Source organism: Mycobacterium sp. TKK-01-0059 (assembly GCF_000709305.1).
Classification (GTDB): domain Bacteria; phylum Actinomycetota; class Actinomycetes; order Mycobacteriales; family Mycobacteriaceae; genus Mycobacterium; species Mycobacterium intracellulare.
In genome coordinates, this window is record NZ_KL446993.1 from 1,437,156 (window position 1) to 1,461,448 (window position 24,293).

Annotated in this window: 22 protein-coding genes; 14 read left to right on the plus strand and 8 right to left on the minus strand. The window is 69.1% G+C overall.

What is annotated here, in order from left to right; translation table 11 throughout:
• Nucleotides 1–193: 193 nt before the first annotated feature.
• On the plus strand, nucleotides 194–634 hold the full coding sequence (locus tag K883_RS07120; RefSeq protein ID WP_020823761.1) for an Hsp20/alpha crystallin family protein: 441 nt from the start codon (nucleotides 194–196) through the stop codon (nucleotides 632–634).
• Nucleotides 635–700: 66 nt separating this feature from the next.
• On the opposite strand, the gene K883_RS07125 is transcribed toward K883_RS07120, so the two are convergent.
• Nucleotides 701–1,462 carry an isocitrate lyase/PEP mutase family protein gene (locus K883_RS07125; protein WP_036454125.1) on the minus strand — a complete coding sequence of 254 codons (762 nt, stop codon included), beginning with the start codon at nucleotides 1,460–1,462 and terminating at the stop codon, nucleotides 701–703.
• Nucleotides 1,463–1,567: 105 nt separating this feature from the next.
• Between K883_RS07125 and K883_RS07130 the strand changes: the two genes are divergently transcribed.
• From K883_RS07130 to K883_RS27850, 5 genes are all read left to right on the plus strand, one after another.
• Nucleotides 1,568–1,873 carry a hypothetical protein gene (locus K883_RS07130; RefSeq protein ID WP_008261755.1) on the plus strand — a complete coding sequence of 102 codons (306 nt, stop codon included), beginning with the start codon at nucleotides 1,568–1,570 and terminating at the stop codon, nucleotides 1,871–1,873.
• Between the two features lie 95 nt (nucleotides 1,874–1,968).
• Nucleotides 1,969–2,796: a hypothetical protein gene (locus tag K883_RS07135; RefSeq protein WP_036454127.1), complete on the plus strand. Its 828-nt coding sequence runs from the start codon at nucleotides 1,969–1,971 to the stop codon at nucleotides 2,794–2,796.
• Between the two features lie 46 nt (nucleotides 2,797–2,842).
• On the plus strand, nucleotides 2,843–4,786 hold the full coding sequence (locus K883_RS07140; RefSeq protein ID WP_020823764.1) for a fumarate reductase/succinate dehydrogenase flavoprotein subunit: 1,944 nt from the start codon (nucleotides 2,843–2,845) through the stop codon (nucleotides 4,784–4,786).
• Nucleotides 4,787–5,533, plus strand: a complete 747-nt coding sequence (locus tag K883_RS07145) for a succinate dehydrogenase/fumarate reductase iron-sulfur subunit (protein ID WP_003874034.1) — start codon at nucleotides 4,787–4,789, stop codon at nucleotides 5,531–5,533. It abuts the gene before it with no gap.
• 125 nt (nucleotides 5,534–5,658) lie between these two features.
• The gene (locus K883_RS27850) at nucleotides 5,659–5,823 is read left to right on the plus strand and encodes a hypothetical protein (protein ID WP_008261761.1); all 165 of its coding nucleotides are present in this window, start codon (nucleotides 5,659–5,661) and stop codon (nucleotides 5,821–5,823) included.
• 18 nt (nucleotides 5,824–5,841) lie between these two features.
• Here K883_RS27850 and K883_RS07150 read toward each other — a convergent pair whose 3' ends face one another.
• Together K883_RS07150 and K883_RS07155 are read right to left on the minus strand one after the other, a co-directional pair.
• Nucleotides 5,842–6,330 carry a flavin reductase family protein gene (locus tag K883_RS07150; RefSeq protein ID WP_009954328.1) on the minus strand — a complete coding sequence of 163 codons (489 nt, stop codon included), beginning with the start codon at nucleotides 6,328–6,330 and terminating at the stop codon, nucleotides 5,842–5,844.
• Nucleotides 6,331–6,411: 81 nt separating this feature from the next.
• Entirely contained in the window at nucleotides 6,412–7,473 is a 1,062-nt protein-coding gene (locus K883_RS07155) for an isopenicillin N synthase family dioxygenase (RefSeq protein ID WP_179945050.1), read from the minus strand.
• Nucleotides 7,474–7,633: 160 nt separating this feature from the next.
• Between K883_RS07155 and K883_RS07160 the strand changes: the two genes are divergently transcribed.
• A complete protein-coding gene (locus K883_RS07160; RefSeq protein WP_014381387.1) occupies nucleotides 7,634–9,469 on the plus strand; it encodes an acyl-CoA dehydrogenase in 1,836 nt (611 codons plus the stop codon).
• Between the two features lie 86 nt (nucleotides 9,470–9,555).
• Here the strand turns inward: K883_RS07160 and K883_RS07165 are convergent, their stop codons facing one another.
• Nucleotides 9,556–10,026, minus strand: a complete 471-nt coding sequence (locus tag K883_RS07165) for a MarR family winged helix-turn-helix transcriptional regulator (protein ID WP_020823766.1) — start codon at nucleotides 10,024–10,026, stop codon at nucleotides 9,556–9,558.
• Nucleotides 10,027–10,087: 61 nt separating this feature from the next.
• Here K883_RS07165 and K883_RS07170 point away from each other — a divergent pair, with 61 nt between their 5' ends.
• Nucleotides 10,088–10,456, plus strand: a complete 369-nt coding sequence (locus K883_RS07170) for a VOC family protein (protein ID WP_020823767.1) — start codon at nucleotides 10,088–10,090, stop codon at nucleotides 10,454–10,456.
• 279 nt (nucleotides 10,457–10,735) lie between these two features.
• On the opposite strand, the gene K883_RS07175 is transcribed toward K883_RS07170, so the two are convergent.
• Nucleotides 10,736–12,082: an acetyl-CoA C-acetyltransferase gene (locus K883_RS07175; protein ID WP_020823768.1), complete on the minus strand. Its 1,347-nt coding sequence runs from the start codon at nucleotides 12,080–12,082 to the stop codon at nucleotides 10,736–10,738.
• Nucleotides 12,083–12,233: 151 nt separating this feature from the next.
• Between K883_RS07175 and K883_RS07180 the strand changes: the two genes are divergently transcribed.
• Both K883_RS07180 and K883_RS07185 read left to right on the plus strand, forming a co-directional pair.
• The gene (locus K883_RS07180; protein ID WP_020823769.1) at nucleotides 12,234–13,598 is read left to right on the plus strand and encodes a 3-oxoacyl-ACP reductase; all 1,365 of its coding nucleotides are present in this window, start codon (nucleotides 12,234–12,236) and stop codon (nucleotides 13,596–13,598) included.
• Between the two features lie 9 nt (nucleotides 13,599–13,607).
• On the plus strand, nucleotides 13,608–14,459 hold the full coding sequence (locus K883_RS07185; protein ID WP_036454130.1) for a MaoC/PaaZ C-terminal domain-containing protein: 852 nt from the start codon (nucleotides 13,608–13,610) through the stop codon (nucleotides 14,457–14,459).
• A 20-nt stretch (nucleotides 14,460–14,479) separates the two neighbouring features.
• Here the strand turns inward: K883_RS07185 and K883_RS07190 are convergent, their stop codons facing one another.
• The 3 genes from K883_RS07190 to K883_RS07200 form a co-directional block, all read right to left on the minus strand.
• Entirely contained in the window at nucleotides 14,480–15,733 is a 1,254-nt protein-coding gene (locus K883_RS07190) for a chloride channel protein (RefSeq protein WP_036454131.1), read from the minus strand.
• Nucleotides 15,734–15,758: 25 nt separating this feature from the next.
• Nucleotides 15,759–16,403, minus strand: coding sequence for a TetR/AcrR family transcriptional regulator (locus tag K883_RS07195; RefSeq protein ID WP_014383448.1), 645 nt, complete (start codon nucleotides 16,401–16,403; stop codon nucleotides 15,759–15,761).
• A 336-nt stretch (nucleotides 16,404–16,739) separates the two neighbouring features.
• Nucleotides 16,740–17,891, minus strand: coding sequence for a glycoside hydrolase family 3 N-terminal domain-containing protein (locus tag K883_RS07200; RefSeq protein WP_036454133.1), 1,152 nt, complete (start codon nucleotides 17,889–17,891; stop codon nucleotides 16,740–16,742).
• 87 nt (nucleotides 17,892–17,978) lie between these two features.
• Here K883_RS07200 and K883_RS07205 point away from each other — a divergent pair, with 87 nt between their 5' ends.
• From K883_RS07205 to K883_RS07215, 4 genes are all read left to right on the plus strand, one after another.
• Complete coding sequence (locus K883_RS07205) at nucleotides 17,979–18,173, plus strand: DUF2613 family protein (protein WP_008261786.1); 195 nt, start codon at nucleotides 17,979–17,981, stop codon at nucleotides 18,171–18,173.
• 91 nt (nucleotides 18,174–18,264) lie between these two features.
• Complete coding sequence (locus K883_RS26545; protein ID WP_007769006.1) at nucleotides 18,265–18,438, plus strand: DUF2613 domain-containing protein; 174 nt, start codon at nucleotides 18,265–18,267, stop codon at nucleotides 18,436–18,438.
• A 58-nt stretch (nucleotides 18,439–18,496) separates the two neighbouring features.
• The gene (locus K883_RS07210) at nucleotides 18,497–22,705 is read left to right on the plus strand and encodes an alpha-(1->3)-arabinofuranosyltransferase (RefSeq protein ID WP_036454135.1); all 4,209 of its coding nucleotides are present in this window, start codon (nucleotides 18,497–18,499) and stop codon (nucleotides 22,703–22,705) included.
• 98 nt (nucleotides 22,706–22,803) lie between these two features.
• The gene (locus K883_RS07215; protein WP_036454137.1) at nucleotides 22,804–24,252 is read left to right on the plus strand and encodes a lipase maturation factor family protein; all 1,449 of its coding nucleotides are present in this window, start codon (nucleotides 22,804–22,806) and stop codon (nucleotides 24,250–24,252) included.
• Nucleotides 24,253–24,293 lie beyond the last annotated feature (41 nt).

The following is a 24,293-nucleotide window of genomic DNA, read 5'->3' on the forward strand; positions in this document are numbered from 1 at the left end:
TTCGCGCAATGTGACAGTCCTATGACGAGGATCTCACAACTCACAGGGACGGCTGTGATTGATCGTTCGCTGCCGGCGAACGGCCAGCTGGAACTTAAGCGTGGTCGACTCATGTTTGTACTAGTAGCCGGTCGTCGAAGCGCCGGTCACAGGAATCTCACAACGAAGATCAAGGAATTGAAAGGGAAGCACCATGAGCAACCTCGCACTGTGGTCGCGACCGGCCTGGGACACCGACCGCTGGCTGCGCGACTTCTTCGGCCCCGCCGCCGCCGCGGACTGGAACACCCCGGTGAGCAGCGGTTTTCGGCCCGCCGCCGAGATCGTCAAGGACGGGGACGACGCGATCGTACGGGTCGAGCTCCCGGGCGTTGACGTCGACCGGGACGTGAACGTCGAGGTCGACCGGGGCCGCCTGGTCATCCACGGCGAACACCGCGACGAGCACTCGGAAGAGAAGGAAGGCCGCACGCTGCGGGAGATCCGGTACGGCTCGTTCCGCCGGTCCTTCCAGCTGCCCGCCCACGTCACCGGCGACGCCATCACCGCGTCCTATGACGCCGGCGTGCTGACGGTGCGGGTCACCGGCGCGTACGCCGGGAACCAGGCGCAGCGCATCGCGATCACCAAGTAAGGCACCGACAAGACGCAAAAGCCCCCGCGCGCACGGCGTGTCGGGGGCCTTTGCGTCTGCTCGGCATCAACTCCAGCGGGCGAGCAGCTCGTTGGCCCGGCCCGTCAGCGCGGCCTGCAGGAAGGGCCCGAAGCTGACCCGGGCCACGCCCAGCGGGCCGAAGGCCGCGGGGTCGTCCTGGTCGGGCAGCGCGATCGCGTTGACCGGCAACACCAATTCCGCGGTCAAGCGCCGCAACGTGTCGGGGTGGTGGCGGCCGACCGGGTACAGGACATCGGCGCCGGCGGCGGCCGCCCGATTCAGCCGCGCCACGGCGCGGTCGACGCGATCGGACTCCTCGCCGTCTTGGCGCAGGAACAGATCGGTCCGGGCGTTGATGACCACATGCACTCCGGCCGCGTCGGCGGCCGACCGCAGCGCGCCAACCAGCTCGGCGTGTTCGTCGGCGGACCGCAGCCGCCGGCCCTCCGAGTGCACGGTGTCCTCGATATTCAGCCCGACGGCCCCGACGCTGAGCAGCCCCTCGATCAGGCGGTCCGCCGGAAGTCCGTAGCCGGATTCGATGTCCACCGACACCGGGACGTCCACCGCCGCGGTGATCTGCGCGACGCGGGTGAGCACGTCGTCGAACGACATGCCCTCGTTGTCGGGTTTGCCGATCGAGTCCGCCATCGGATGGCTGCCCACGGTCAGCGCGGCGAACCCGGCGCCGACGGCCAGTCGCGCCGACCAGGCGTCCCACACGGTCGGCAGGATGACCGGGTTGCCCGGCCGGTGCAGCTTCAACAGGGTGGCGGCGCGCTCGGCCGGCGTGGTGGGGCCCGTCATCAGTGTTTGCTCCCTTGGCGTCGGAGCTCAATGGTCTGACGTTCGCCTGTGCCGTGGATAGTATTGGGGACGTACTGTGATCCGAAACACTGCCGAGGAGATGCGTTGACGAGCACGACTGGCACGACAGAATTCGCCGAACTGCACGACCTGATCGGCGGCCTGCGGCGGTGCGTGAGCTCGCTGCGGTCGCGATACGGCGACAGCCCCGCGATGCGTCGCATCGTCATCGACGCCGACCGCATCCTGTCCGACGTCGATCTGCTCGACACCGACGTGTCCGAGTTGGACCTGGCGGGCGCCACCGTGCAGCAGTCGGGCGAGAAGATCGTCATCCCCGACACCCAGTACGACAGCGAATTCTGGCGTGATGTCGACGACGAGGGCGTCGGCGGTCACAACAGGGCCTGAACAACCCGAGCGCCCCGACTCCAAGCCCCCCGCTGGAGGGGGCCTTGGATCTGTGTACCCTTCGACAGACAGCCCGTTCGAAGAGGAACAACTAGATGAGCGCACCCACGGCGAACCGTCCTGCGTCCGGTGTCTTTTCACCCACGCGCGCCCGTATCCAGCAGCGGACCCTCCGTACCGACCGGTGGTGGATGTCGCCGCTGAGGATCGACCTCGGCTTCGCCGCATTCGTCATCTACGCGACGGCCCGGGCGTTCCAGCAGAACTACTTCTTCGTCCCCAAATACCACTACCTGACGCCGTTCTACTCGCCGTGCGTCAGCAAGGGTTGCGGTGAGGCCGGCGACATCTGGCCGCAGTTCCTGCCCGACGTGTGGTGGCTGCCGTATGCGGCGGTGTCGCTGCCGTTCCTGCTGCTGTTCCGGTTGACCTGCTACTACTACCGCGGCGCCTACTACCGCACGGTGTGGCAGTCGCCCACCGCGTGTGCGGTGGCCGAGCCCCGCGTGCACTACAGCGGCGAGACGAAGTTCCCGCTGATCATCCAGAACACCCACCGGTACTTCTTCTACATCGCCTGCCTCATCTCGATCGTCAACAGCTACGACGCGATCGTCGCGTTCCATTCCGACAGCGGGCCGGGCGGATTCGGCTTCGGGCTGGGCAACCTGATCCTGCTGGGCAACGTCATCATGCTGTGGGTCTACACGCTGTCCTGCCACTCCTGCCGGCACGTCACCGGCGGGCGACTCAAGCACTTCTCCAAAAACCCTGTGCGGTATTGGATCTGGACGCAGGTCAGCGCGATGAACACCCGGCACAAGCAGTTCGCCTGGATCACGCTGGGCACCCTGATGCTCACCGATTTCTACATCGCACTGGTGGCCAGCGGCGCCATTCCCGACCTGAGATTCGTTGGCTGAAAAGCCATTTGACTTACAAATCAGAACGTAGCTAGCGAGGGTTTTCATGGTTGATGTCGAGCGGCATGCCTACGACGTAGTCGTCATCGGCGCCGGCGGCGCGGGATTGCGCGCGGTCATCGAGGCGCGCGAACGCGGCCTGCGGGTCGCGGTGGTGTGCAAGTCCCTGTTCGGCAAGGCGCACACCGTGATGGCCGAGGGTGGGTGCGCGGCCTCGATGGGCAACACCAACCCGAAGGACAACTGGAAGACCCACTTCGGCGACACGATGCGCGGTGGGAAGTTCCTCAACAACTGGCGGATGGCCGAACTGCACGCCAAGGAGGCCCCGGACCGCGTCTGGGAGCTGGAAACCTATGGCGCGCTGTTCGATCGCCTCAAGGACGGCAAGATCAGCCAGCGCAACTTCGGCGGGCACACCTACCCGCGGCTGGCGCACGTCGGTGACCGCACCGGCCTGGAGCTGATCCGCACCATGCAGCAGAAGATCGTCTCGCTGCAGCAGGAGGACTACGCCGAGCTCGGCGACTACGAGGCCCGCATCCGGGTGTTCGCCGAGACCACGATCACCGAACTGATCAAGGACGGCGACGCGATCGCCGGGGCGTTCGGCTACATCCGCGAAAGCGGCAACTTCATCCTGTTCGAGGCGCCCGCGGTGGTGCTGGCCACCGGCGGCATCGGCAAGTCGTTCAAGGTCACCTCGAACTCCTGGGAGTACACCGGCGACGGGCACGCCCTGGCGCTCCGGGCGGGCGCGTCGCTGATCAACATGGAGTTCGTCCAGTTCCACCCGACGGGCATGGTGTGGCCGCCGAGCGTGAAGGGGATCCTGGTCACCGAGGGCGTTCGCGGCGACGGCGGGGTGCTGAAGAACTCCGACGACAAGCGGTTCATGTTCGACTACATCCCGCCGGTCTTCAAAGGCCAGTACGCCGAGACCGAGCAAGAGGCCGACCAGTGGCTGAAGGACAACGACTCGGCCCGCCGCACCCCTGACCTGCTGCCGCGCGACGAGGTCGCGCGCGCGATCAACTCCGAGGTCAAGGCCGGCCGGGGCAGCCCACACGGCGGCGTCTTCCTCGACATCGCGTCGCGGCTGACGCCGGCGGAGATCAACCGCCGCCTGCCGTCGATGTACCACCAGTTCAAGGAGCTGGCCGGGGTCGACATCACCAAGGAGCCGATGGAAGTCGGGCCGACCTGCCACTACGTGATGGGCGGCGTCGAGGTCGACGCCGACACCGGGGCCGCCACCGTGCCCGGGCTCTTCGCCGCGGGCGAATGCTCCGGCGGCATGCACGGCTCGAACCGGCTGGGCGGCAACTCGCTGTCGGACCTGCTGGTGTTCGGCCGGCGCGCCGGCCTGGGCGCCGCCGACTACGTGCGGGCGCTGAGCAGCCGTCCGACGATCGGCGAGAGCGCCGTCGAGGCGGCGGCGAAGCGGGCCCTGTCCCCGTTCGAGGCGCCGGCTGGCGGCGGCCCCGGCGAGAACCCCTACACCCTGCAGCTCGAACTGCAGCAGTCGATGAACGACCTGGTGGGCATCATCCGCAATGCCGACGAGATCTCCGAGGCTTTGGCCCGGCTCGACAAGCTGCGGGAACGGTTCAAGAACCTGCATGTGGAGGGGCAGCGCCGCTACAACCCGGGCTGGAACCTGGCCATTGACCTGCGCAACATGCTGCTGGTCAGCGAATGCGTCGCCAAGGCCGCGCTGCAGCGCACCGAGAGCCGGGGCGGGCACACCCGCGACGACCACCCGTCGATGGACTCGTCGTGGCGCAAGCTGTTGCTGGTCTGCGAGGCAGTCGCCGAGCCAGGCGACGTTGAAGCCGCGGTGATCCCCGACATCACCATCACGAAGAAAGAGCAGACGCCGATGCGGCCCGATCTGCTGGAACTGTTCGACATCGCCGAGCTGGAGAAGTACTACACCGACGAGGAGCTCGCCGGGCATCCAGGGCGGACACCCAGGACGGAGAAGTAAATGACCTACAACGCGACGATGCGGGTGTGGCGCGGCGACGACGCCAACGGTGCGTTGCAGGACTTCACCGTCGAGGTCAACGAGGGTGAGGTCGTCCTCGACATCATCCACCGCCTGCAGCAGACCCAGACGCCCGACCTGGCGGTCCGGTGGAACTGCAAGGCGGGCAAGTGCGGCTCGTGCTCCGCGGAGATCAACGGCTATCCGCGGTTGCTCTGCATGACCCGGATGTCGACGTTCGCCGAGGACGAGGTCGTCACGGTCACGCCGCTGCGGACGTTCCCGGTGATCCGGGACCTGGTCACCGACGTCTCGTTCAACTACGAGAAGGCCCGCGAGATACCGTCTTTCGCGCCGCCCAAGGACCTGCAACCCGGCGAGTACCGGATGGCGCAGGAGGACGTCCAGCGCTCCCAAGAGTTCCGCAAGTGCATCGAATGCTTCCTGTGCCAGAACGTGTGCCACGTGGTCCGCGACCACGAGGAGAACAAGAAGGCGTTCGCCGGCCCCCGCTTCCTGATGCGGATCGCCGAGCTGGAGATGCACCCGCTGGACACCCGGGACCGGCGCAAGGACGCCCAGGAAGAGCACGGCCTGGGCTACTGCAACATCACCAAGTGCTGCACCGAGGTCTGCCCGGAGAACATCAAGATCACCGACAACGCGCTGATCCCGATGAAGGAGCGCGTCGCCGACCGCAAGTACGACCCGGTGGTCTGGCTGGGTAACAAGCTGTTCCGTCGCTGAGCGCTCCCGCCGCGCCCTCACCCGGCTTGCGGGGTTAGGGCGTCGCGGTACCCGGGTAACCAACCTGCATCCTGTCGGGCCGTCCGGATGGACGGCCGCTGTACCAACGACCGGAAAGGCAGCTCATGGAACCCAGGCGAGAAACGGCCAGCATCAACAACATTCGGACCGCAATCCGGCAATTGTCGGTCCGCGCCCAGCTCGCGCAGAAGGAGGGGCGGCACAACGACGCCGCCGAACTCGAGAGCCGCATCCAAGGCTTCCGGGAAGAACTCAGCCACCGCCCCTAGCGCGCTGGGCGGCCCGGTTCAGGCGCCCAAGCGGCGGAAATTGCTCCGGTGGAACACGATGGGCGCCACGTCGGCGTCCACGGTCACCTCGCTGACCCGCAATACGACGATCGTGTGGTCGCCGGCGGGAATGAGTTGCTCGATGGCGCTTTCCAGCCACAGGCCGGTGCCCTTGATGAACACCGCCCCGGTGGGCCGCGAGACGGTCTCGAGGCCGGCGAACCTGTCGCCGGTTTTGGCGGCCAGCGTGCGGGCGGCCTCGTCGTGCGCCTCGCCGAGCACGCTGATGCCCAGCATGGGCAGGTCCTTGAGTTTGGGCCACGTCGTCGAGGTGTTCTGCACGCAGAACGACACCAACGGCGGGTCCAGCGAGACCGGGACGAAGGTGCTGGCGGCCAGCCCTTCCCGGGTTCCGTTCACCTCGGCGGCGATGGCCACCACACCAGACGGGAAATGACCGAAGGCCTCACGAAGTGACGACGCTGTCAGCTTGTTGTTCGAGTTCACCGGACTTTTTCGCCCCTAGAGCGCCAGACGTATTTTCGGGTCCGACCCTACCCGGCGCGCGTCGCCCCAGCGCGGCCACCCTTACTCGTTTTCTAAGCGCTCTGCCGAATACCCGTGCGCGGAAGCGACATCCGGGTGCGAGCGCAGCCGGCTCTTCCAGGCGTTGCGGCCGTAGACCGAAAAGATGGGGTCGGCGGGATCCTGCGATGCCGTCCAGTCCGTCCCGGTGCCCGCCGCGAGTCCGCGCGGCAGCGCGAGCACGGGTATCCGCGCGTCGAGGCGCGGATTGAAGAAGTAGGGCACCGAGATCCGGTCGGTCGCCGGGCCCTGCAGGTTGACCCGGTGCTCGGTGGCCCGCAGGTAGCCGCGCGTCGCCGCCTCCAGCAGTTCACCGATGTTGACGATGAACGCCCCCTCGCGCGGGGGGACGTCGATCCAGGCGCCGTCGAACGCCCGCCGCACCTGCAGGCCCCGGCTGCCCGGCTCCGCCAGCAACAGCGTGAGCACCCCGGCGTCCCGGTGCGCGCCCACGCCCTGGGAGCCGGCCGCGCGCCCGGGGTAGCGGATGATCTTGATCAGCGTGGCCGGGGTTTCGGCGTAGGCGGGGTCGAACACGTCGGCCGGGCTGCCCAGCGAGGCCGCCCAGTGCCGCAGCAGGGTGCGGGCCACCGCCGACAGCGCGGCGTCCCACTCCTCGACGAGTCCGGGCAGCTCGGGCAGCGCGGCCGGCCACTGGTTGGGGCCCTGTAGCCACCGGTAGTCGGACTTGCCCAGCCCGCCGATCGGCGGCCGCTGCGGCCCGATGTCGATCTGCTCGCGCCAATCCACCTCGCCGCGGGTCACCTCGCCGCCCAGGTGGGTGTAGCCGCGGAAATGCGGGCTGCGCACCATGGCGACCGAGTCCTTGCCGTGCTGCGGCAGCGCGAAGAGCCGGCGCGCGGCCTCGAGCATCCGCGTCACCAATTCCGGGGCGACCCCATGGCCGGTCAGATAGAAGAATCCGACCCGGTGGGCGGCCACGCGCAGACCGTCCCGCAACCGCGCCGGATCGGCCCGCAGGTCGACGACCGGCACCGCAGTGACGCCCGGCACATCGGCCGTCCCGCGCCCGTCTCCGCAGGTAGTGCGGGTTTTCGACGGCATCGGCGCACACTTCCCAACCGGTTGGTTAATTAGGCAATGAAATCTAGCTCACATCCGCTTGCATCCCACTGACGCTAACGATATTTTAGGTGTTGTTACTGGTGGGTAACTTAGACCTAGTACCCAACCACAAGTGGCATTCTCAACGAGGAGGACCGTAGTGAGCCACTACAAGAGCAACGTCCGCGACCAGGCGTTCAACCTGTTCGAGGTATTGGGCGTTGACAAGGCCTTGGGCCAGGGCGAATACAGCGACCTGGACGTAGACACCGCCAACGAAATGCTCAACGAGATGAGCCGGCTGGCCGAGGGGCCGATCGCCGACTCGTTCGTCGAGGGCGACCGCAACCCGCCGGTCTTCGACCCGAAGACGCACTCGGTGACGCTGCCGGAATCCTTCAAGAAGTCCGTACACGCCGTCATCGAGGCCGGGTGGGACAAGGTCGGCATCGACGAGGCCCTCGGCGGCGTGGCAATGCCCAAGTCGCTGCTGTGGGCGCTGCACGAGCACATCCTGGGCGCCAACCCGGCCGTGTGGATGTACGCCGGCGGCGCGGGTTTCGCGAACATCCTGTACCACCTCGGCACCGAGGAGCAGAAGAAGTGGGCCGTCCTGGCCGCCGAGCGCGGCTGGGGTTCCACCATGGTGCTCACCGAGCCGGACGCCGGCTCCGACGTCGGCGCCGGGCGGACCAAGGCCGTCAAGCAGGACGACGGGTCCTGGCACATCGACGGTGTGAAGCGATTCATCACCTCGGCCGACTCCGGCGACCTGTTCGAGAACATCTTCCACCTGGTGCTGGCGCGCCCCGAGGGCGCCGGACCCGGCACCAAGGGCCTGTCGCTGTTCTTCGTGCCCAAGTTCCTGTTCGACTTCGAGACCGGTGAGCTGGGCGAGCGTAACGGCGTGTTCGTCACCAACGTCGAGCACAAGATGGGCCTGAAGGTCTCGGCGACCTGTGAGCTGAGCTTCGGCCAGCACGACGTCCCCGCCAAGGGCTGGCTGGTCGGCGAGGTGCACAACGGCATCGCGCAGATGTTCGACGTGATCGAGCAGGCCCGCATGATGGTCGGCACCAAGGCCATCGCGACCCTGTCGACGGGCTACCTGAACGCGTTGGAGTACGCGAAGTCCCGCGTCCAGGGCGCGGACATGACCCAGATGACCGACAAGACGGCACCCCGGGTGACCATCACGCACCACCCCGATGTGCGCCGGTCGCTGATGACCCAGAAGGCCTACGCCGAGGGTCTGCGGGCGCTGTACCTGTTCACGTCGACCTACCAGGACGCGGCGGTGGCCGAGGCCCTGCATGGGGTGGACGCCGAGCTGGCCGTGAAGGTCAACGACCTGATGCTGCCGGTGGTCAAGGGTGTCGGCTCGGAGCAGGCCTACGCCAAGCTGACCGAGAGCCTGCAGACGTTCGGTGGGTCCGGCTTCCTGCAGGACTACCCGATCGAGCAGTACATCCGGGACGCCAAGATCGACTCGCTCTACGAGGGCACCACCGCCATCCAGGCGCAGGACTTCTTCTTCCGCAAGATCGTCCGCGACAAGGGTGTGGCGCTGGCCCACGTGTCCGAGCAGATCCAGAAGTTCGTCGACAGCGAGTCCGGCAACGGGCGGTTGAAGACGGAACGGGAGTACCTGGCCAAGGCCCTGACCGACGTTCAGGCCATGGCGACCTCGCTGACCGGTTACCTGATGGCGGCGCAGGAGGACGTGACCAGCCTCTACAAGGTGGGTCTGGGTTCGGTGCGCTTCCTGATGAGCGTCGGTGACCTGGTCATCGGCTGGCTGTTGCAGCGTCAGGCCGCGGTGGCCGTGGCGGCGCTCGACGCCGGCGCCAGCGGTGACGACAAGGCCTTCTACGAGGGCAAGGTCGCGGTGGCGTCGTTCTTCGCGAAGAACTTCCTGCCGATGCTGACCAGCACCCGCGAGGTCATCGAGACGCTGGACAACGACATCATGGAGCTCGACGAGGCCGCCTTCTAGGCCGCTTCGAAGGGACGCACAAATCCCCCGCCTCCGAAAGGAAGCGGGGGATTTTTGTGCGCCGGCGAGGTCGTCTGCACGGGTTTTTATCGTTCGGGTGCACTCCTACCCGGGCCATCGCGCAGGGAACGGGTCATGCTGTGCAGGATCCGGAACGCGTCTGACCGCTCGGCCTCGGTCAGGCCGGCCAGCATTCTGACCTCGACGGACCGGACCGCCTTGCTGGCTTTCTCGAGGCTCTGTCGGCCACGCGGCGTGAGGCGCGTGGGAAGAATCTTCCCGACGGGTGCCTCCGCGGGCCGGGCCACATAGCCGTCTCGCTCCAGGGCCTGAAGGAGCACGTTCATCGACTGCCGTGTCACGAACGCGCCCCGCGCGAGCTCGGAGTTCGACAAACCCGGCCGTTGCGCGAGCAGCTCGAGGCAGGAGTAGTGCGTCACGCTCATCCCGAGCGGGCGCAGCACCTCCTCCATGGCCGCGCGCAGCGCACTCGACGCCTCTTTCAGCGCGTAGCCCAGGGACGTATCCAGGTCTACGCCGACACCCTCTTGACTCATGTCAGCATTCTGACATACGCTGCTATGTCAGAAATCTGACACGAATCGAAGGAGCAGCGTCATGGCCGCCACCGGCCCCGACTTCATCTCCCTGCAAGCGCGCGACCTCGACGCATCGCAGGCGTTCTACGAGCAGTACCTCGGCCTCGTCCGCTCGCCGGCCGGACCTCCGCACGCCGTTGTATTCGAAACGAAGCCAATCGCGTTCGCGCTCCGCGAGGTCGCTCCGGGCACCGACCTCGCATCCATGGCTCAGCCCGGCATCGGTGCCGCGATCTGGGTGCACGCCACCGACGTCCAGAGCATCCACGATGCTCTCGTCGCCGACGGTCACACCATCGTCTCCGCACCGATCGACGGCCCCTTCGGCCGGACATTCACCTTCGCCGACCCCGACGGCTACCACGTCACCCTCCACGACCGCACCTGATCGACGACCGGGCGATCAGCGCAATGCCCCAATACCGCGGTTACATCGGCGGAGTCGGTCCGTCGAAGGAACCAAAAAGGCCGCCGCTGGATCCCCTCACTCCAGCGGCGGCCCTTTTCGGACGCCCATCGGCAAGACCGACAGGCGGTCGTTCCGGGGGATGCCCCGTATTGCCGTCGGGGTCGGGGGGTCAGACCACAACACGGGGCCATCCGGGGTCACGGATACCCGCCGCCTTCGATCGCTAACCCGATGTGACCCATCTCATGGGCCCGACGGTCAGGCCTGAAGGATCGCGGCCACTCCCTGGCCGCCCGCCGCGCAGATCGAGACCAGGGCGCGCACCGGCTTGCCCGCGCCCTTCTGCTCGGCCTTTCGCTGCGCGAGCTGCTTGGCGGCCTGAGCCAGGATCCGCCCGCCGGTGGCGGCAAACGGGTGGCCGGCGGCCAGCGAGGAGCCGTTGACGTTGAGCTTGGACCGGTCGATCGAGCCCAGCGCGGCGTCCAGCCCCAGCCGCCCCTTGCAGTACTCCTCGGATTCCCACGCCTGCAGGTGACACAGCACAACCGACGCGAACGCCTCGTGGATCTCGTAGAAATCGAAGTCCTGCAGGCTCAGGCCGTTGCGGGCGAGCAGCCGCGGCACCGCGTACGTGGGCGCCATGAGCAGGCCGTTCCGCCCGTTGACGTAGTCGACCGCCGCCGTTTCGGAGTCCACCAGGTACGCCAGCGGTGTGAGCGAGTGGGCCTCCGCCCACTCGTCGGTGCCCAGCAGGGCGACCGAGGCGCCGTCGGTCAGCGGGGTCGAGTTGCCGGCCGTCATCGTCGCGTCGCCGGCCTTGACGCCGAACACCGGCCGCAGCTTGGCCAGCTTCTCGGCCGACGAGTCCGCTCGCAGGTTGTCGTCGCGGTACAGCCCCAGAAACGGCGTGACGAGGTCATCGAAGAAGCCGCGGTCGTAGGCGGCGGCCATGTTGCGGTGGCTGGCGGCGGCCAGCTCGTCCTGGGCGACGCGCGAGATGCCCATCTGCTTGGCGGTGATCGCCTGGTGCTCCCCCATGGACAGCCCGGTGCGCGGTTCGCTGTTGACCGGGATCTCCACGCCCAGGGTCGCGGGCAGCGTGCCCACCAGCTTCAGCCGCTGCACGTTGGACTTGGCGCGGCGCAACTTGAGCAGGGTGCGACGGAGGTTGTCGCCGAGGCCGATCGGCGCGTCGGAGGTGGTGTCCACCCCACCGGCGGCGGCCACCTCGTAGCGGCCTGAGGCGATGCCGTCGGCCGCGGCGATCGCCGCCTGCAGGCCGGTGCCGCACGCCTGCTGCAGGTCGAACGCTGGCGTGTACGACGCCAGCTGCGAACCGAGCACGCATTCGCGCGTGAGGTTGAAGTCCCGGCTGTGCTTGAGCACGGCGCCGCCGACCACCACGCCGAGCCGCTCGCCGGCCAGCCCGAAACGATCTACCAGCCCGCCCAGCGCGGCGGTGAACATGTCCTGGTTGGAGGCCTCGGCGTAGGCGCCGTCGGACCGGGCGAACGGGATGCGGTTGCCGCCCAGGATGGCGACCCGCCGCCGCTCGGAGCTGCGCTGAGCAGCCGGTGTACTTGCCTCAGAACTTGCAGGGGCCACTGTTTTCTCCGTGCTCGTGCGGTCTATCGGTTTGGGATTCGCCCGTCTGGGGCCATACTACCCACTGTTCTTACTCTGCAGTAAGTTCGTCCTCGATACGGTTGTGCTGTAGGCATACCCCGACTTCGCAAGAACATGGAAGGTAGCTCCGGTGGCTCCCAAAGTCTCGTCCGATCTGTTCTCTCAGATCGTCAACTCCGGTCCTGGTTCGTTTCTCGCCAAGCAGCTCGGTGTTCCCCAACCCGAGACGCTGCGCCGCTATCGCGCCGGTGATCCGCCGCTGGCCGGGGCGCTGCTGATCGGCGGGGAGGGCAGAGTCGTCGAGCCGCTGCGCGCGGCGCTGGACGCCGACTACGACCTGGTCGGCAACAACCTGGGCGGGCGCTGGGCCGACAAGTTCGGCGGGCTGGTCTTCGACGCCACCGGCATCACCACGCCCGAAGGGCTCAAGGGGCTGTACGAGTTCTTCACCCCGCTGCTGCGCAACCTGGGCCACTCGGCCCGCGTGGCGGTGGTCGGCACCACGCCCGACGGCGCCGCCAGCCCGCACGAGCGGATCGCCCAGCGCGCGTTGGAGGGCTTCACCCGCTCGCTGGGCAAGGAGCTGCGCAACGGCAGCACGGTCGCGCTGGTGTACCTGTCGCCGGACGCCAAACCCGCTGCGACGGGCCTGGAATCGACCATGCGGTTCATCCTGTCGGCCAAGTCGGCGTACGTGGACGGCCAGGTGTTCTACGTCGGGGAGGCGGACTCCACACCGCCGGGTGATTGGGAACGGCCGCTGGACGGCAAGGTCGCCATCGTGACGGGCGCGGCCCGCGGCATCGGCGCGACGATCGCCGAGGTGTTCGCCCGCGACGGTGCGCGCGTCGTCGCGATCGACGTCGAATCGGCCGCCGAGGCGCTGGCCGAGACGGCCAGCCGGGTGGGGGGCACCGCGCTGTGGCTCGACGTCACCGCCCCCGACGCCGTCGACAAGATCACCGAGCACCTGCGCGAGCATCACGGCGGCCACGCCGACGTCCTGGTCAACAACGCCGGGATCACCCGCGACAAGCTGCTGGCCAACATGGACGATGCGCGCTGGGACGCCGTCTTGGCCGTCAATCTGCTTGCCCCGCTGCGCCTTACCGAGGGGCTGGTCGGCAACGGCAGCATCGGCGAGGGCGGCCGGGTGATCGGTTTGTCGTCGATGGCCGGCATCGCGGGCAACCGCGGCCAGACCAATTACGCCACCACCAAGGCGGGGATGATCGGCCTGACCCAGGCGCTGGCCCCGGAGCTCTACGACAAGGGCATCACCATCAACGCCGTCGCACCGGGATTCATCGAGACCCAGATGACGGCCGCCATCCCGCTGGCCACCCGCGAGGTCGGCCGCCGGATGAACTCACTGCTGCAGGGCGGCCAGCCGGTGGATGTCGCGGAGGCCATCGCCTACTTCGCCAGCCCGGCCTCGAACGCGGTGACCGGCAACGTCATTCGCGTATGCGGCCAGGCCATGCTGGGCGCATAGGAGAACGTGATGAACCAGCCAAGCGGCCTGAAGAATCTGCTGCGCGCGGCCGCGGGAGCCCTGCCGGTGGTGTCCCGCGGCGGCGGACTGCCCAACCGCACGGTCACCATCGAGGAACTGCCCATCGACCGCACGAACGTCGCCGAGTACGCGGCGGTGACCGGCCTGCGCTACGGCAACTGCGTGCCGCTGACCTACCCGTTCGCGCTGACCTTTCCGGCGCTGATGTCGCTGGTAACCGGGTTCGACTTTCCTTTCGCCGCAATGGGTTCGGTGCACACCGAAAACCACATCACCCAGTACCGCCCCATCGCGGTCACCGACACCGTCGGCGTGCACGTGCACGCCGAGAACCTGCGCGAACACCGCAAAGGTCTGCTGGTCGACCTGGTGACCGATGTCAGCGTCGGCGGTAATTCCCAGGACACCGCGTGGCACCAGGTCACGACCTTCCTGCACCAGCAACGCACCAGCCTGTCCGACGAACCCAAACCGCCTCCGCAGAAACAGCCCAAGCTGCCGCCACCGCCCACCGTGCTGCGCATCAGCCCGGGCCTGATCCGGCGTTACGCCGTCGTCGGGGGCGATCACAACCCGATACACACCAACCCGATCGCGGCCAAGCTGTTCGGATTCCCCACCGTGATCGCGCACGGAATGTTCAGCGCCGCAGCCGTATTGGCCAACATCGAGGCCGCCATCCCGGACGCGGCTCGATACTCGGTGCGTTTCGGCAAGCCGCTGGTGCTGCCCGCGACGGCCGGTCTCTACATCGACGAAAACGCCGACGGCTGGGATCTTTCGCTGCGCAACATCCCCAAGGGATACCCGCACCTGACCGGCACGGTCCGGCCGCTTTAGCTTCTAGCGGTGGCGACCGGCTAGCCGGCGTGCGTCGAACCGCGCCCGCAGGCAAGTACTTTCAGCGCGTGGGCGGCGGTCGCGGTCAGCAGGAACAGCGCAAACAACCACAGCGGCGGGCGGGAGAGTTCCCACACAAAGATCGCCGCCCAGATCGGCGAGCCCTGGGTCACCGCGAGCACACCGGCGGCCCCGGCCAGCGACACCGCCGGCACGTGCAGGTGTGTCCCGCTCGCCCAGTTGATCGCCAGCACCAGCGCCGCCCCCGCCGCCGCGCCGGTGGCCAGCGACGGCGTCAGCAGCCCGCCCGTACCCCCGGCGCGCAGGAACAACGCTGTCAGAAGGGGTTTCAACGCCAGGATCGCCAGCGCGGACACCAGGGTCATGCCGCTGGCCAGGCTGACCGTCAGGATGCTGCGGCCGTTGCCGGGTAACTCGGGCCACCAATGCGAGCAGACGCCCATCACCAGGCCCGCTCCGGCCAGCGCCGGGATCAGCACCCAGCTTCGCACCGGGCGCGGCGGCCGCGCCGCGGCCATCAACCGGTTGAAGGCCCAGCCCGCCGCGAAAGCCACCGGCGCCAACAGCAATCCATGCGCGGTCAACAGATAGGTCGATTCCTCGATCGGCCACTGCAGGTTGGGTTGATCGCGGGTGATGGCCGAGCCGATGGCGACCGCCAGGCCGGAGGACAGGAACGCCGCCCCCACCGCGCGCGGCTGCCAGGTGCCCAGCAAGATCCGGATCGAGAAGAGCGCCCCGGCCAGCGGAACCGCATACACCGCGCCCAGTCCGGCCCCGGCCGCGCAGGCCAGCAGGATCTCGCGGTCGCACCCGGAGAGCCGCTTGAGCCAGCCGGTTCCCAAATCGCTTAGCACCGCGGCGAATTGGCGTGGCGCCCCTTCCCGGCCGAGCGATGCTCCCGACCCGACGAGCAGCACCTGCAGCATGGCGTCGATGCTCCACGAGAGCCGCGGCACGCGTTCTCGGCGGGCAATGGTTTCCGCCAGCGGCGGCACGTCCGTGCGGCGCCGCAGCAGCCACCACCCGAGCGCGGCCAACGCGGCGCCGATCATCGGGCCGACCACGCGGCGTATCGGGCTGCTGGCGGCGACCCCGGCCAGCAGGGTGCCGAAGCTGTAGTGGTAGGTGGCGTGCTGGACCGCCCGCAGCACGAGCGTCGTCGCCAACCCGGCGACGCCGGCCAGCAACCCGACGATGACGACCGCGCAAAAGAAGTCGAGGTTGCCGCGGTCCGTGCGGGCGACGGGCATCGGGGCCACCTGACGAAGGAGGGGTCTAGTCGCCGGCGGCGTCCGAGCCGTCCGGCTGGGACCGGGCCGCTTCCCGCTCCTCCGGCGAGCCCTTGAGGCCGTACCAGAACAGGTCGATCATCAGCTGGGCCGCCTCGTCGACATCGATATCGCCGGTGGACAACCGGTTGGCCACCGCCTCGCCGGCGCCCACCAGCGCCACGGCCATCATCTCGTGCTCGATGTCCGGCCGCGGCGCGCGGCTGCCGGCCCGCATCAGCCCGGCGACCAGGTCAATGATCTGCTCGCGTCCCTCGCGCACCATGTGGGCGAACGCCTGCGAGCTGGTGGCCTGGGTGTACATCACGATCCACGACGCCCGGTTCGCGTCGATGTAGCGCATGAACGACGCGATCGTGTTGCGCAGCATGTCATTCGGGCTCTGGCGAAAGTCGATATCGGCGCGCAACACGTCGATGAACCGGGTCATTTCCCGGTTCAGGCAGGCACCGAACAGGTCCTCCTTGGAGCCGTAATACAGGTACAGCATGGGCTTGGAGATCTGCGCCTCGGCGGCGATGGCGTCCATCGAGGTCTCGTGGTAGCCGTTGACCGAGAACATCTGCACGGCGGCGTCGAGCATCTGCTGCTCGCGCACGGCGCGCGGTAATCGCTTGGTACCACCCGCCATCGCTCGCCTCTCTAGCCCGTCTATCTGACTCAAGAGTAAGCAATGCGGCCGGACCGCACAGCACTAGTGCCCACGGCGGCGCCCCACTTCGCCGCCCGCCTTGGCCCGTCTTCGCCGCCGCGCCTTGGCCCGTCTTCGCCGCCCGCCTTGGCCCGTCTTCGCCGCCCGCCTTGGCCCGTCGAGTGTGAATCGTTGGCTTTCGGTGTGAATCTGCGGCGGCGACACGCCGATCGGGCGCGCCGCCACTGCACACTCAAAGCCGCCAGTTCACACTCAAAGCCGTCAGTTCACACTCAAGGTTGCGGCGGCCGGCTCACGCCGCGCTCGCGATCGCCGTTAGTGCCCGCAGGTCGGGCCGGGGCCCTTCATCTTCGCGACCCGCACCAGCGCCTCGTCGACCCGGCGTGCCGGCAGTTCGCCTGAGGCGACGGCCTTTTGCAAACGGTCCAGCACCGCGGGTACCTCGTCGGTGGTGACCCACAGCGCGACGTCGACGCCGGCCAACAGGCTGCGCAGCACCGCCTCCGACACCCCGTACCGGTCGGAGATGGCGGCCATGCTGGACAGGTCGTCGCTGAACACCGGGCCGGTGAACGGCGGCCCCTTGTAGCCGACGCCGTTGCGCAGCAACTGCACCGCCTCGGGGCTCAGGCTGGCGGGGACATCGCCGGTGAGGCCCGGGACCTGCAAGTGGCCCACCATCACCGCGACCGGCGCCGCGGCCACCAGCGACCGGTAGGGCACCAGGTCACTGGTTTGCAGGTCGGCGAGCGGCGGTGTGACCACACCGCCGGTGTGCGAATCACCCGAGCCGTGCCCGTGCCCGGGGAAATGCTTGAGCACCGGCAGCAGCCCGGCGTCGCGGAGGCCCTGCGCGTACGCCCCGGCGTAGTCGGTCACCGTCTGCGGGTCCGCGCCGAAGGAACGGTTGCCGATGACGGCGTCGTCGTCCTCGTCGCTGACGTCGACCACGGGAGCGAAGTCGACGGTGATGCCCAGGTCGCGCATCTTGCGGCCGCGGTCGGCGGCCAAATCGTGGACCTGCTGGACGGTTTGTGTCTGCGCCAGCTCCCGGGCCGGCGGCGACGTGCCGATCAGGGTCTTCAGCCGCGACACCCGGCCACCCTCTTCGTCGACGCTGACCGCCAGCGGCAGCGGTCCCGCCTTGGCGCTGATGTCCGCCAACGGCCCCTGGAAGATCGTCAGGTCGGTCCAGCTGCCGATGAAGATCCCGCCGACGTGGTAGCCGTTGACGACGGCCCGCGCGTCGTCGGCGTTCTTCACGCCCACCATCAGGAGTTGGGCCAGCTTGTCGCGGATGCCCAGCGCGGCCGGCACCGCCGCCGGGTCGGCGCACACCGGGGGCGCCGGCGCGGCCGCCGGCTTGCTCGACGTCGACGAGTGGGCGGGCGGCGCCGGGTGGTGGCCGCAGCCGGCCACCAGCGCCGACGCGGCCGCGAGCACGGCGAAGGTGCGCGAAAATGCCATCGGGCCATGCTTTCACAGGGGGGCGTTTCGTCCCCGGCCCCAGGGGGCACAAGCGGTAGGTTGCCCATCAGGGGAGGTCAGCAGGCGATGAGCGGTTTCACGGTGGCGGCCGCGGCCAGCATCGCGGCGGGGTTGGCCGTCGGGATCGCGACGACGGTCGGCATCACGCTCGCGGTGGCCGACGACACCGCCGTCCCCGTGCAGGCGCCGGCGCGCCCGGCGTTGCCCTATCAGGTGCAATACGGCGACCGCTGTTTCCACGGACACTGTCTGCACTGGTGACGAGCGCTCCGGTCGGTCGACCTCTCTTCTGCTAGGTTGGCGCTAGGTTGAAGTCACGACCGCAAGCCCCGCAATAACCCAGGAGCCGTCGATGAACCGGATCGTTGCGCCCGCCGCAGCGAGCGTTGTGGTTGGCCTGTTGCTCGGCGCGGCCGCGATCTTCGGGATCACGTTGATGGTCCAGCAAGACACGAAGCCGCCACTCCCCGGGGGCGATCCGCAGTCGTCAGTGCTCAACCGGGTCGAGTACGGCAACCGTAGCTAGCGGCGAGGTAGGGGCAGCGCGGCCGGAACCCGCGGAGACGACCCTCACTTCGTCGGCTGTGTCGCGCCGCTGGTTGTGGTTGGTCGGCGCGATCGCGCTGGCGTTGACGTTCGCCCAATCGCCGGGGCGGATCTCCCCCGACACGAAGCTCGACCTGACCGCCAACCCCCTGCGATTTTTGGCGCGCGCGACCAACCTGTGGAACAGCGAGCTGCCGTTCGGACAGGCGCAGAATCAGGCCTACGGCTACCTGTTTCCGCACGGCACCTTTTTCCTGATCGGTCACGCGCTGGGCATGCCCGGCTGGATCACGCAGCGGCTGTGGTGGGCGCTGCTGCTCACAGCGGGCTTCTGGGGGCTGATGCGCGTCGCCGAGGCGCTGCGGATCGGCAGCCCGGCGTCGCGGGTGATCGCCGCGGTCGCGTTCGCGCTGTCGCCGCGGGTGCTGACCACCCTCGGATCGATCTCCTCGGAAACCTTGCCGATGATGCTGGCGCCCTGGGTGTTGCTGCCCACGATCCTCGCGTTGCGGGCATCGACGGATCGGTCCGTGCGAGCGCTGGCCGCCCGTGCGGGCCTGGCCGTCGCGCTGATGGGCGCGGTCAACGCCATCGCGACACTGGCCGGCTGCCTGCCCGCGGTGATCTGGTGGGCATGCCACCGACCGAACCGGCGGTGGTGGCGTTACACCGGGTGGTGGCTGCTGGCGCTGCTGCTGGCCACGCTGTGGTGGGTGGTGGCGCTGGTGATGCTGCGCGCCATCAGCCCGCCGTTCCTGGACTTCATCGAATCCTCCGGCGTGACAACGCAATGGTCGTCACTGACCGAGATGTTGCGCGGGACCGACAGCTGGACCCCGTACGTGGCGCCCAACGCCACCGCGGGCGCCCCGCTGGTGACGGGGTCGGCGGCCATCCTGGGCACCTGCCTGGTCGCCGCGGCCGGGCTGGCGGGGCTGGCCTCGGCCGCCATACCGGCGCGTGGCCGCCTGGTCACGATGCTGTTGGTCGGGGCGGTGTTGATGGCCGTCGGCTACAGCGGCGGGCTGGGCTCGCCGGTGGCGCACGCGGTGCAGGCCTTCCTGGACGCCGGCGGCGCCCCGTTGCGCAACGTGCACAAGCTGGGGTCGGTGATCGGCATCCCGGTGGCGCTGGGCATCGCCCACCTGCTGGGCCGGATACCGCTGCCGGGCGCCGCCCCGACGCCGGTATGGCTGCGCGCGTTCGCCCACCCGGAGCGCGACAGGCGGGTGGCGGCCGCGATGGTGGTCCTGACGGCGCTGATGGTCAGCACCTCGCTGGCGTGGACCGGTCGGCTGGCGCCGCCGGGGACGTTCACCGCCATCCCGCCGTATTGGCATGAGGCCGCCGACTGGCTCACCGAGCACAACACGGGCGACCCCACACCCGGGCGGGTGCTCGTCGTGCCGGGGGCGCCGTTCGCCACGCAGGTGTGGGGTACCAGCCACGACGAGCCGCTGCAGGTGCTGGGCAGCAGCCCGTGGGGGGTGCGCGATTCGATCCCGCTGACCCCGCCGCAGACCATCCGGGCGCTGGATTCGGTGCAGCGCCTGTTCGCCGCCGGACGGCCCTCGGCGGGATTGGCCGATACCCTCGCGCGCCAAGGCATTTCCTACCTTGCGGTGCGCAACGACCTGGATCCCGACACGTCACGCTCGGCGCGCCCGATCCTGGTGCACCGCTCCGTGGACGGCTCCCCGGGGCTGCGGAAGGTGGCGCAGTTCGGCGCGCCGGTGGGGCCCGGCACGCTGGCGGGCTTCGTCGCCGACAGCGGGTTGCGGCCGCGCTACCCGGCGGTCGAGATCTACCGGGTCGCCGGCGGCGGTGACGTCAGTGACCCCGCCACGCCCTACCTCGTCGACGCCGACCGGCTGGCCCGCGTCGACGGCGGCCCGGAAGCGTTGCTGCGCCTGGACGAACGACGGCGGCTGCTGGGCCAGCCGCCGCTCGGCCCGGCGCTGCTGACCGCCGACGCGGGCGCCGCCGGCCTGCCACTGCCGCCGGGAGCCGGCGTGACCGTCACCGACACCCCGGTGGCACGGGAGACGGATTACGGTCGGGTGGACCAACATTCGTCGGCGATCCGGGCCCCCGGCGACGCGCGGCACACCTACAACCGGGTGCCGGACTATCCCGTCCCCGGCGCGGAGCCGGTGGCCGGCGCGTGGACCGGCGGGCGGATCACCGTGTCGAGCTCGTCGTCCGATTCCACCGCCATGCCCGACGTCGCCCCGGCGACCTCCCCGGCCGCCGCGATCGACGGGGACTCCGCGACCGCCTGGGTGTCCAACTCGCTGCAGGCCGCCGTCGGCCAGTGGATGCGGATCGATTTCGACCACCCCGTGACGAATGCGGCAATCACGTTGACCCCCAGTGCAACCGCCGTCGGCGCCCAGGTCCGCCGCATCCTGATCGAAACCGCCACCGGCAGCACCACCCTGCGGTTCGACGAGCCGGGCAAGCCGCTCGCCGCGGCGCTCCCCTACGGTGAAACGCCGTGGGTGCGAATCACCGCCGCGGGCACCGATGACGGGTCCGCCGGCGTGCAATTCGGCATCACCGACCTGACGATCACCCAGTACGACGCGTCCGGGTTCGCCCATCAGGTCGACCTGCGACACACCGTGCGGGTGCCCGGACCGCCCCCCGGCGCCCCGATCGCAGGGTGGGACCTGGGCTCGGAACTGCTCGGCAGGCCCGGCTGCGCCCCGGCGCCCGACACCGTGCGCTGCGCGCCGTCGATGGCGCTGACCCCGGAGGAGCCGGTCAACTTCAGCCGGACGTTGACCGTGCCGGCGCCGGTGTCGGTGACCCCGACGGTGTGGGTGCGGCCCCGGCAGGGCCCGAAGCTGGCCGCCCTGATCGCCGAGCCCAATGCGACTGTCGCCCAGGGTGATTCGGATGCGGTCGATGTGCTGGGCTCGGCCTACGCGGCCACCGACGGCGACCCGGCCACCGCCTGGACGGCGCCGCAGCGGGTGGTGCAGCACAAGACCCCGCCGACGCTGACGCTGAGGCTGCCTCGACCCACCGAGGTCACCGGGTTGCGGCTGGTGCCCAGCCGGGCGGCGCTGCCCGTGCGTCCGACGATGGTGGCCGTCAACCTCGGTGACGGCCCGCAAGTGGCGGCGGTCAAGGCCGATTCAGGCGCGGCGCAGACGCTCGCGCTGAAGCCCCGGGTGACCGACACGGTGACGCTCAGCCTGCTGGACTGGGACGACGTCATCGACCGCAACGCGTTGGGCTTCGACCAGCTCAAGCCGCCCGGGCTGGCCGAGGTGGCCGCGCTCGGTGCCGACGGCAACGCGATCGCGCCCGCCGACGCCGCCCGCAACCGCGGCCGGGAGATCTCCCTCGGGTGCGATCGCGGCCCGGTCATCGCGGTCGCGGGCCGGTTCGTGCACACCGCGATCCACACCACCGTCGGGGCGATACTGGACGATCAGCCCCTGGCTGCGGTGCCGTGCGACCGCGATCCGATCGCGCTGCCCGCCGGCGACCAGGAGCTCCTGATCAGCCCGGGGGCACAGTTCGTCGTCGATGGGGCCCAACTGTCGACCTCGGGTGCCCCCGAAAGCGCGCGGGCCGAACGTCTTTCGTCCTGGCGGGCATGGGGACCGGCCCGGCGCGAGGTCCAGGCTCCCCCGTCGGCCACCCCCCGGGTGATGGTCATCCCGGAAAGCATCAACCCCGGCTGGGTGGCGCGCACCAGCAGCGGGGCCCGGCTGACGCCGATCGCCGTCAACGGCTGGCAGCAGGGGTGGGTGGTCCCCGCGGGCGACCCCGGCACCATCACGGTGACGTTCGCGTCCAACCCGCTCTACCGCGCGGGACTGGCGGTGGGACTGGCCTTATTGCCGCTGCTGGCGCTGCTGGCGTTCTGGCGCACCCGAACACGCGACGCGGGCGCCCCCACGCAACCATGGCGGCCCGGGCCATGGGCGGCGGTCCCGGCGCTGGCCGCCGGGGCGCTGATCGCCGGTGCCGGCGGCGTCGTCGTGATGGGCGCCGCCCTGGGGTTGCGGTACGCGCTGCGCGCCCGGCGCTGGGAACGCCTCGCCCTGGTGGGCAGCGCCGGCGGGCTGATTTTGGCCGGGGCGGCGTTGTCGCGCCAGCCCTGGCGCTCGCCGGACGGCTACGCCGGCCATTCGGCGAACGTCCAACTGCTGGCGCTGGTTTCGCTCGCGGTGCTGACCGCCTCGGTTATCGTCTTGCCCGACCGGGAGCGGCGGCCCAGCGACGAATAGTGCCGAATAGTTTTGGCGGGTAGTGGCTACCCCCGTTTATCGGCTGATTGACTGGATATGCGGTCGGTGCGACAGCCGCCGATCGGGGAGTGAGCGCCATGAGCTGGTTTTCCGCGCCCGAATACTGGGTGGGCAGACTGGTCCTCGAGCGCGGCGCCGCGGCGATCTATCTGCTGGCGTTCGTCGCGGCGGCCGCGCAATTCCGCGCGCTCATCGGCGAACACGGCATACTGCCCATTCCGCGGTTTGTGGCGGCGCAGTCATTTTGGCGCACGCCGAGCATCTTTCACCTGCGCTACTCCGATCGGCTGTTCGCTGCGGTCGCCTGGTTCGGCGCGGCGCTGTCGGCGGCCGTCGTCGCCGGCGCGGCCGACGCGGCGCCGCTGTGGGCCGCGATGGCGATGTGGCTCGTGCTGTGGGTGCTCTATCTCTCGATCGTGAACGTCGGGCAGACCTGGTACTCGTTCGGTTGGGAGTCGTTGCTTCTCGAGACCGGGTTTTTGATGATCTTTCTCGGCAACAACGACGTGGCGCCCCCGGTGCTGACGTTGTGGATGGTCCGATTGCTGTTGTTCCGAGTCGAATTCGGTGCGGGGCTGATCAAGATGCGCGGCGATCCGTGCTGGCGCGACCTGACGTGTCTGTACTACCACCATGAGACGCAGCCCATGCCCGGGCCGCTGAGCTGGTTCTTCCACCACCTGCCCAAACCGCTGCACCGGGTCGAGGTGGCGGGCAACCATTTCGCGCAGCTGATCGTGCCGTTCGGATTGTTCGCGCCGCAGCCGGTGGCCAGCGTGGCGGCGGCGATCATCGTCATCACCCAGCTGTGGCTGGTCGCGTCGGGCAACTTCGCCTGGCTGAACTGGGTGACGATTCTGTTGGCGTGCAGCGCCATCGACGACGCGTCGGTCGCGTCGCTGCTTCCCGGCACCCTCGTCGCGGCGCACGACGGCCCGGCGGCGCGCGCGTGGTTTGTGGTCCTGGTTGCCGCGGTGTCGGCGGCGGTGCTGTTCATGAGCTACTGGCCGATACGGAACATGTTGTCGTCGCGTCAGCGAATGAACATGTCGTTCAACTCATTTCACTTGGTGAACACCTACGGGGCCTTCGGCAGCATCGGGCGGATCCGTCGGGAGGTGGTGATCGAGGGCACCGACGATGACCAGCTCAGCGACCAGACCGTCTGGCGGGAATACGAATTCAAAGGCAAGCCGGGTGGGCCGCGCCGGCTGCCGCGACAGTGGGCCCCCTATCATCTGCGCCTGGACTGGCTGATGTGGTTCGCCGCGATCTCGCCGGGCTACGCGCAGCCCTGGCTGCGGCCGTTCCTGCAGCGGCTGCTGCGCAACGACCGGCCGACCCTGCGTCTGTTGCGCCACAACCCGTTCCCGGATGCGCCGCCGCGGTTTGTGCGCGCCCAGCTGTACCAGTACCGCTTCACCACCCCGGCCGAGCTGCGCCGCGACCGGGCGTGGTGGCATCGCGCCCTGGTGGGTGGCTACGCGCCGCCCATGACGTTGTCGACACCTACCACCACCAATTGAGGCCAATCTCGGCGTCACAGGTCATATCGGTCGGGACGCGA

Bases quoted from the DNA above. Each gene is read 5' to 3' on its own strand.
- K883_RS07120 (WP_020823761.1), top strand. From the start codon at position 194: ATGAGCAACCTCGCACTGTGGTCGCGACCGGCCTGGGACACCGACCGC.
- K883_RS07125 (WP_036454125.1), bottom strand. From the start codon at position 1,462: ATGACGGGCCCCACCACGCCGGCCGAGCGCGCCGCCACCCTGTTGAAG.
- K883_RS07135 (WP_036454127.1), top strand. From the start codon at position 1,969: ATGAGCGCACCCACGGCGAACCGTCCTGCGTCCGGTGTCTTTTCACCC.
- K883_RS07140 (WP_020823764.1), top strand. From the start codon at position 2,843: ATGGTTGATGTCGAGCGGCATGCCTACGACGTAGTCGTCATCGGCGCC.
- K883_RS07145 (WP_003874034.1), top strand. From the start codon at position 4,787: ATGACCTACAACGCGACGATGCGGGTGTGGCGCGGCGACGACGCCAAC.
- K883_RS27850 (WP_008261761.1), top strand. From the start codon at position 5,659: ATGGAACCCAGGCGAGAAACGGCCAGCATCAACAACATTCGGACCGCA.
- K883_RS07155 (WP_179945050.1), bottom strand. From the start codon at position 7,473: ATGCCGTCGAAAACCCGCACTACCTGCGGAGACGGGCGCGGGACGGCC.
- K883_RS07165 (WP_020823766.1), bottom strand. From the start codon at position 10,026: ATGAGTCAAGAGGGTGTCGGCGTAGACCTGGATACGTCCCTGGGCTAC.
- K883_RS07170 (WP_020823767.1), top strand. From the start codon at position 10,088: ATGGCCGCCACCGGCCCCGACTTCATCTCCCTGCAAGCGCGCGACCTC.
- K883_RS07185 (WP_036454130.1), top strand. From the start codon at position 13,608: ATGAACCAGCCAAGCGGCCTGAAGAATCTGCTGCGCGCGGCCGCGGGA.
- K883_RS07190 (WP_036454131.1), bottom strand. From the start codon at position 15,733: ATGCCCGTCGCCCGCACGGACCGCGGCAACCTCGACTTCTTTTGCGCG.
- K883_RS07195 (WP_014383448.1), bottom strand. From the start codon at position 16,403: ATGGCGGGTGGTACCAAGCGATTACCGCGCGCCGTGCGCGAGCAGCAG.
- K883_RS07200 (WP_036454133.1), bottom strand. From the start codon at position 17,891: ATGGCATTTTCGCGCACCTTCGCCGTGCTCGCGGCCGCGTCGGCGCTG.
- K883_RS07205 (WP_008261786.1), top strand. From the start codon at position 17,979: ATGAGCGGTTTCACGGTGGCGGCCGCGGCCAGCATCGCGGCGGGGTTG.
- K883_RS26545 (WP_007769006.1), top strand. From the start codon at position 18,265: ATGAACCGGATCGTTGCGCCCGCCGCAGCGAGCGTTGTGGTTGGCCTG.
- K883_RS07215 (WP_036454137.1), top strand. From the start codon at position 22,804: ATGAGCTGGTTTTCCGCGCCCGAATACTGGGTGGGCAGACTGGTCCTC.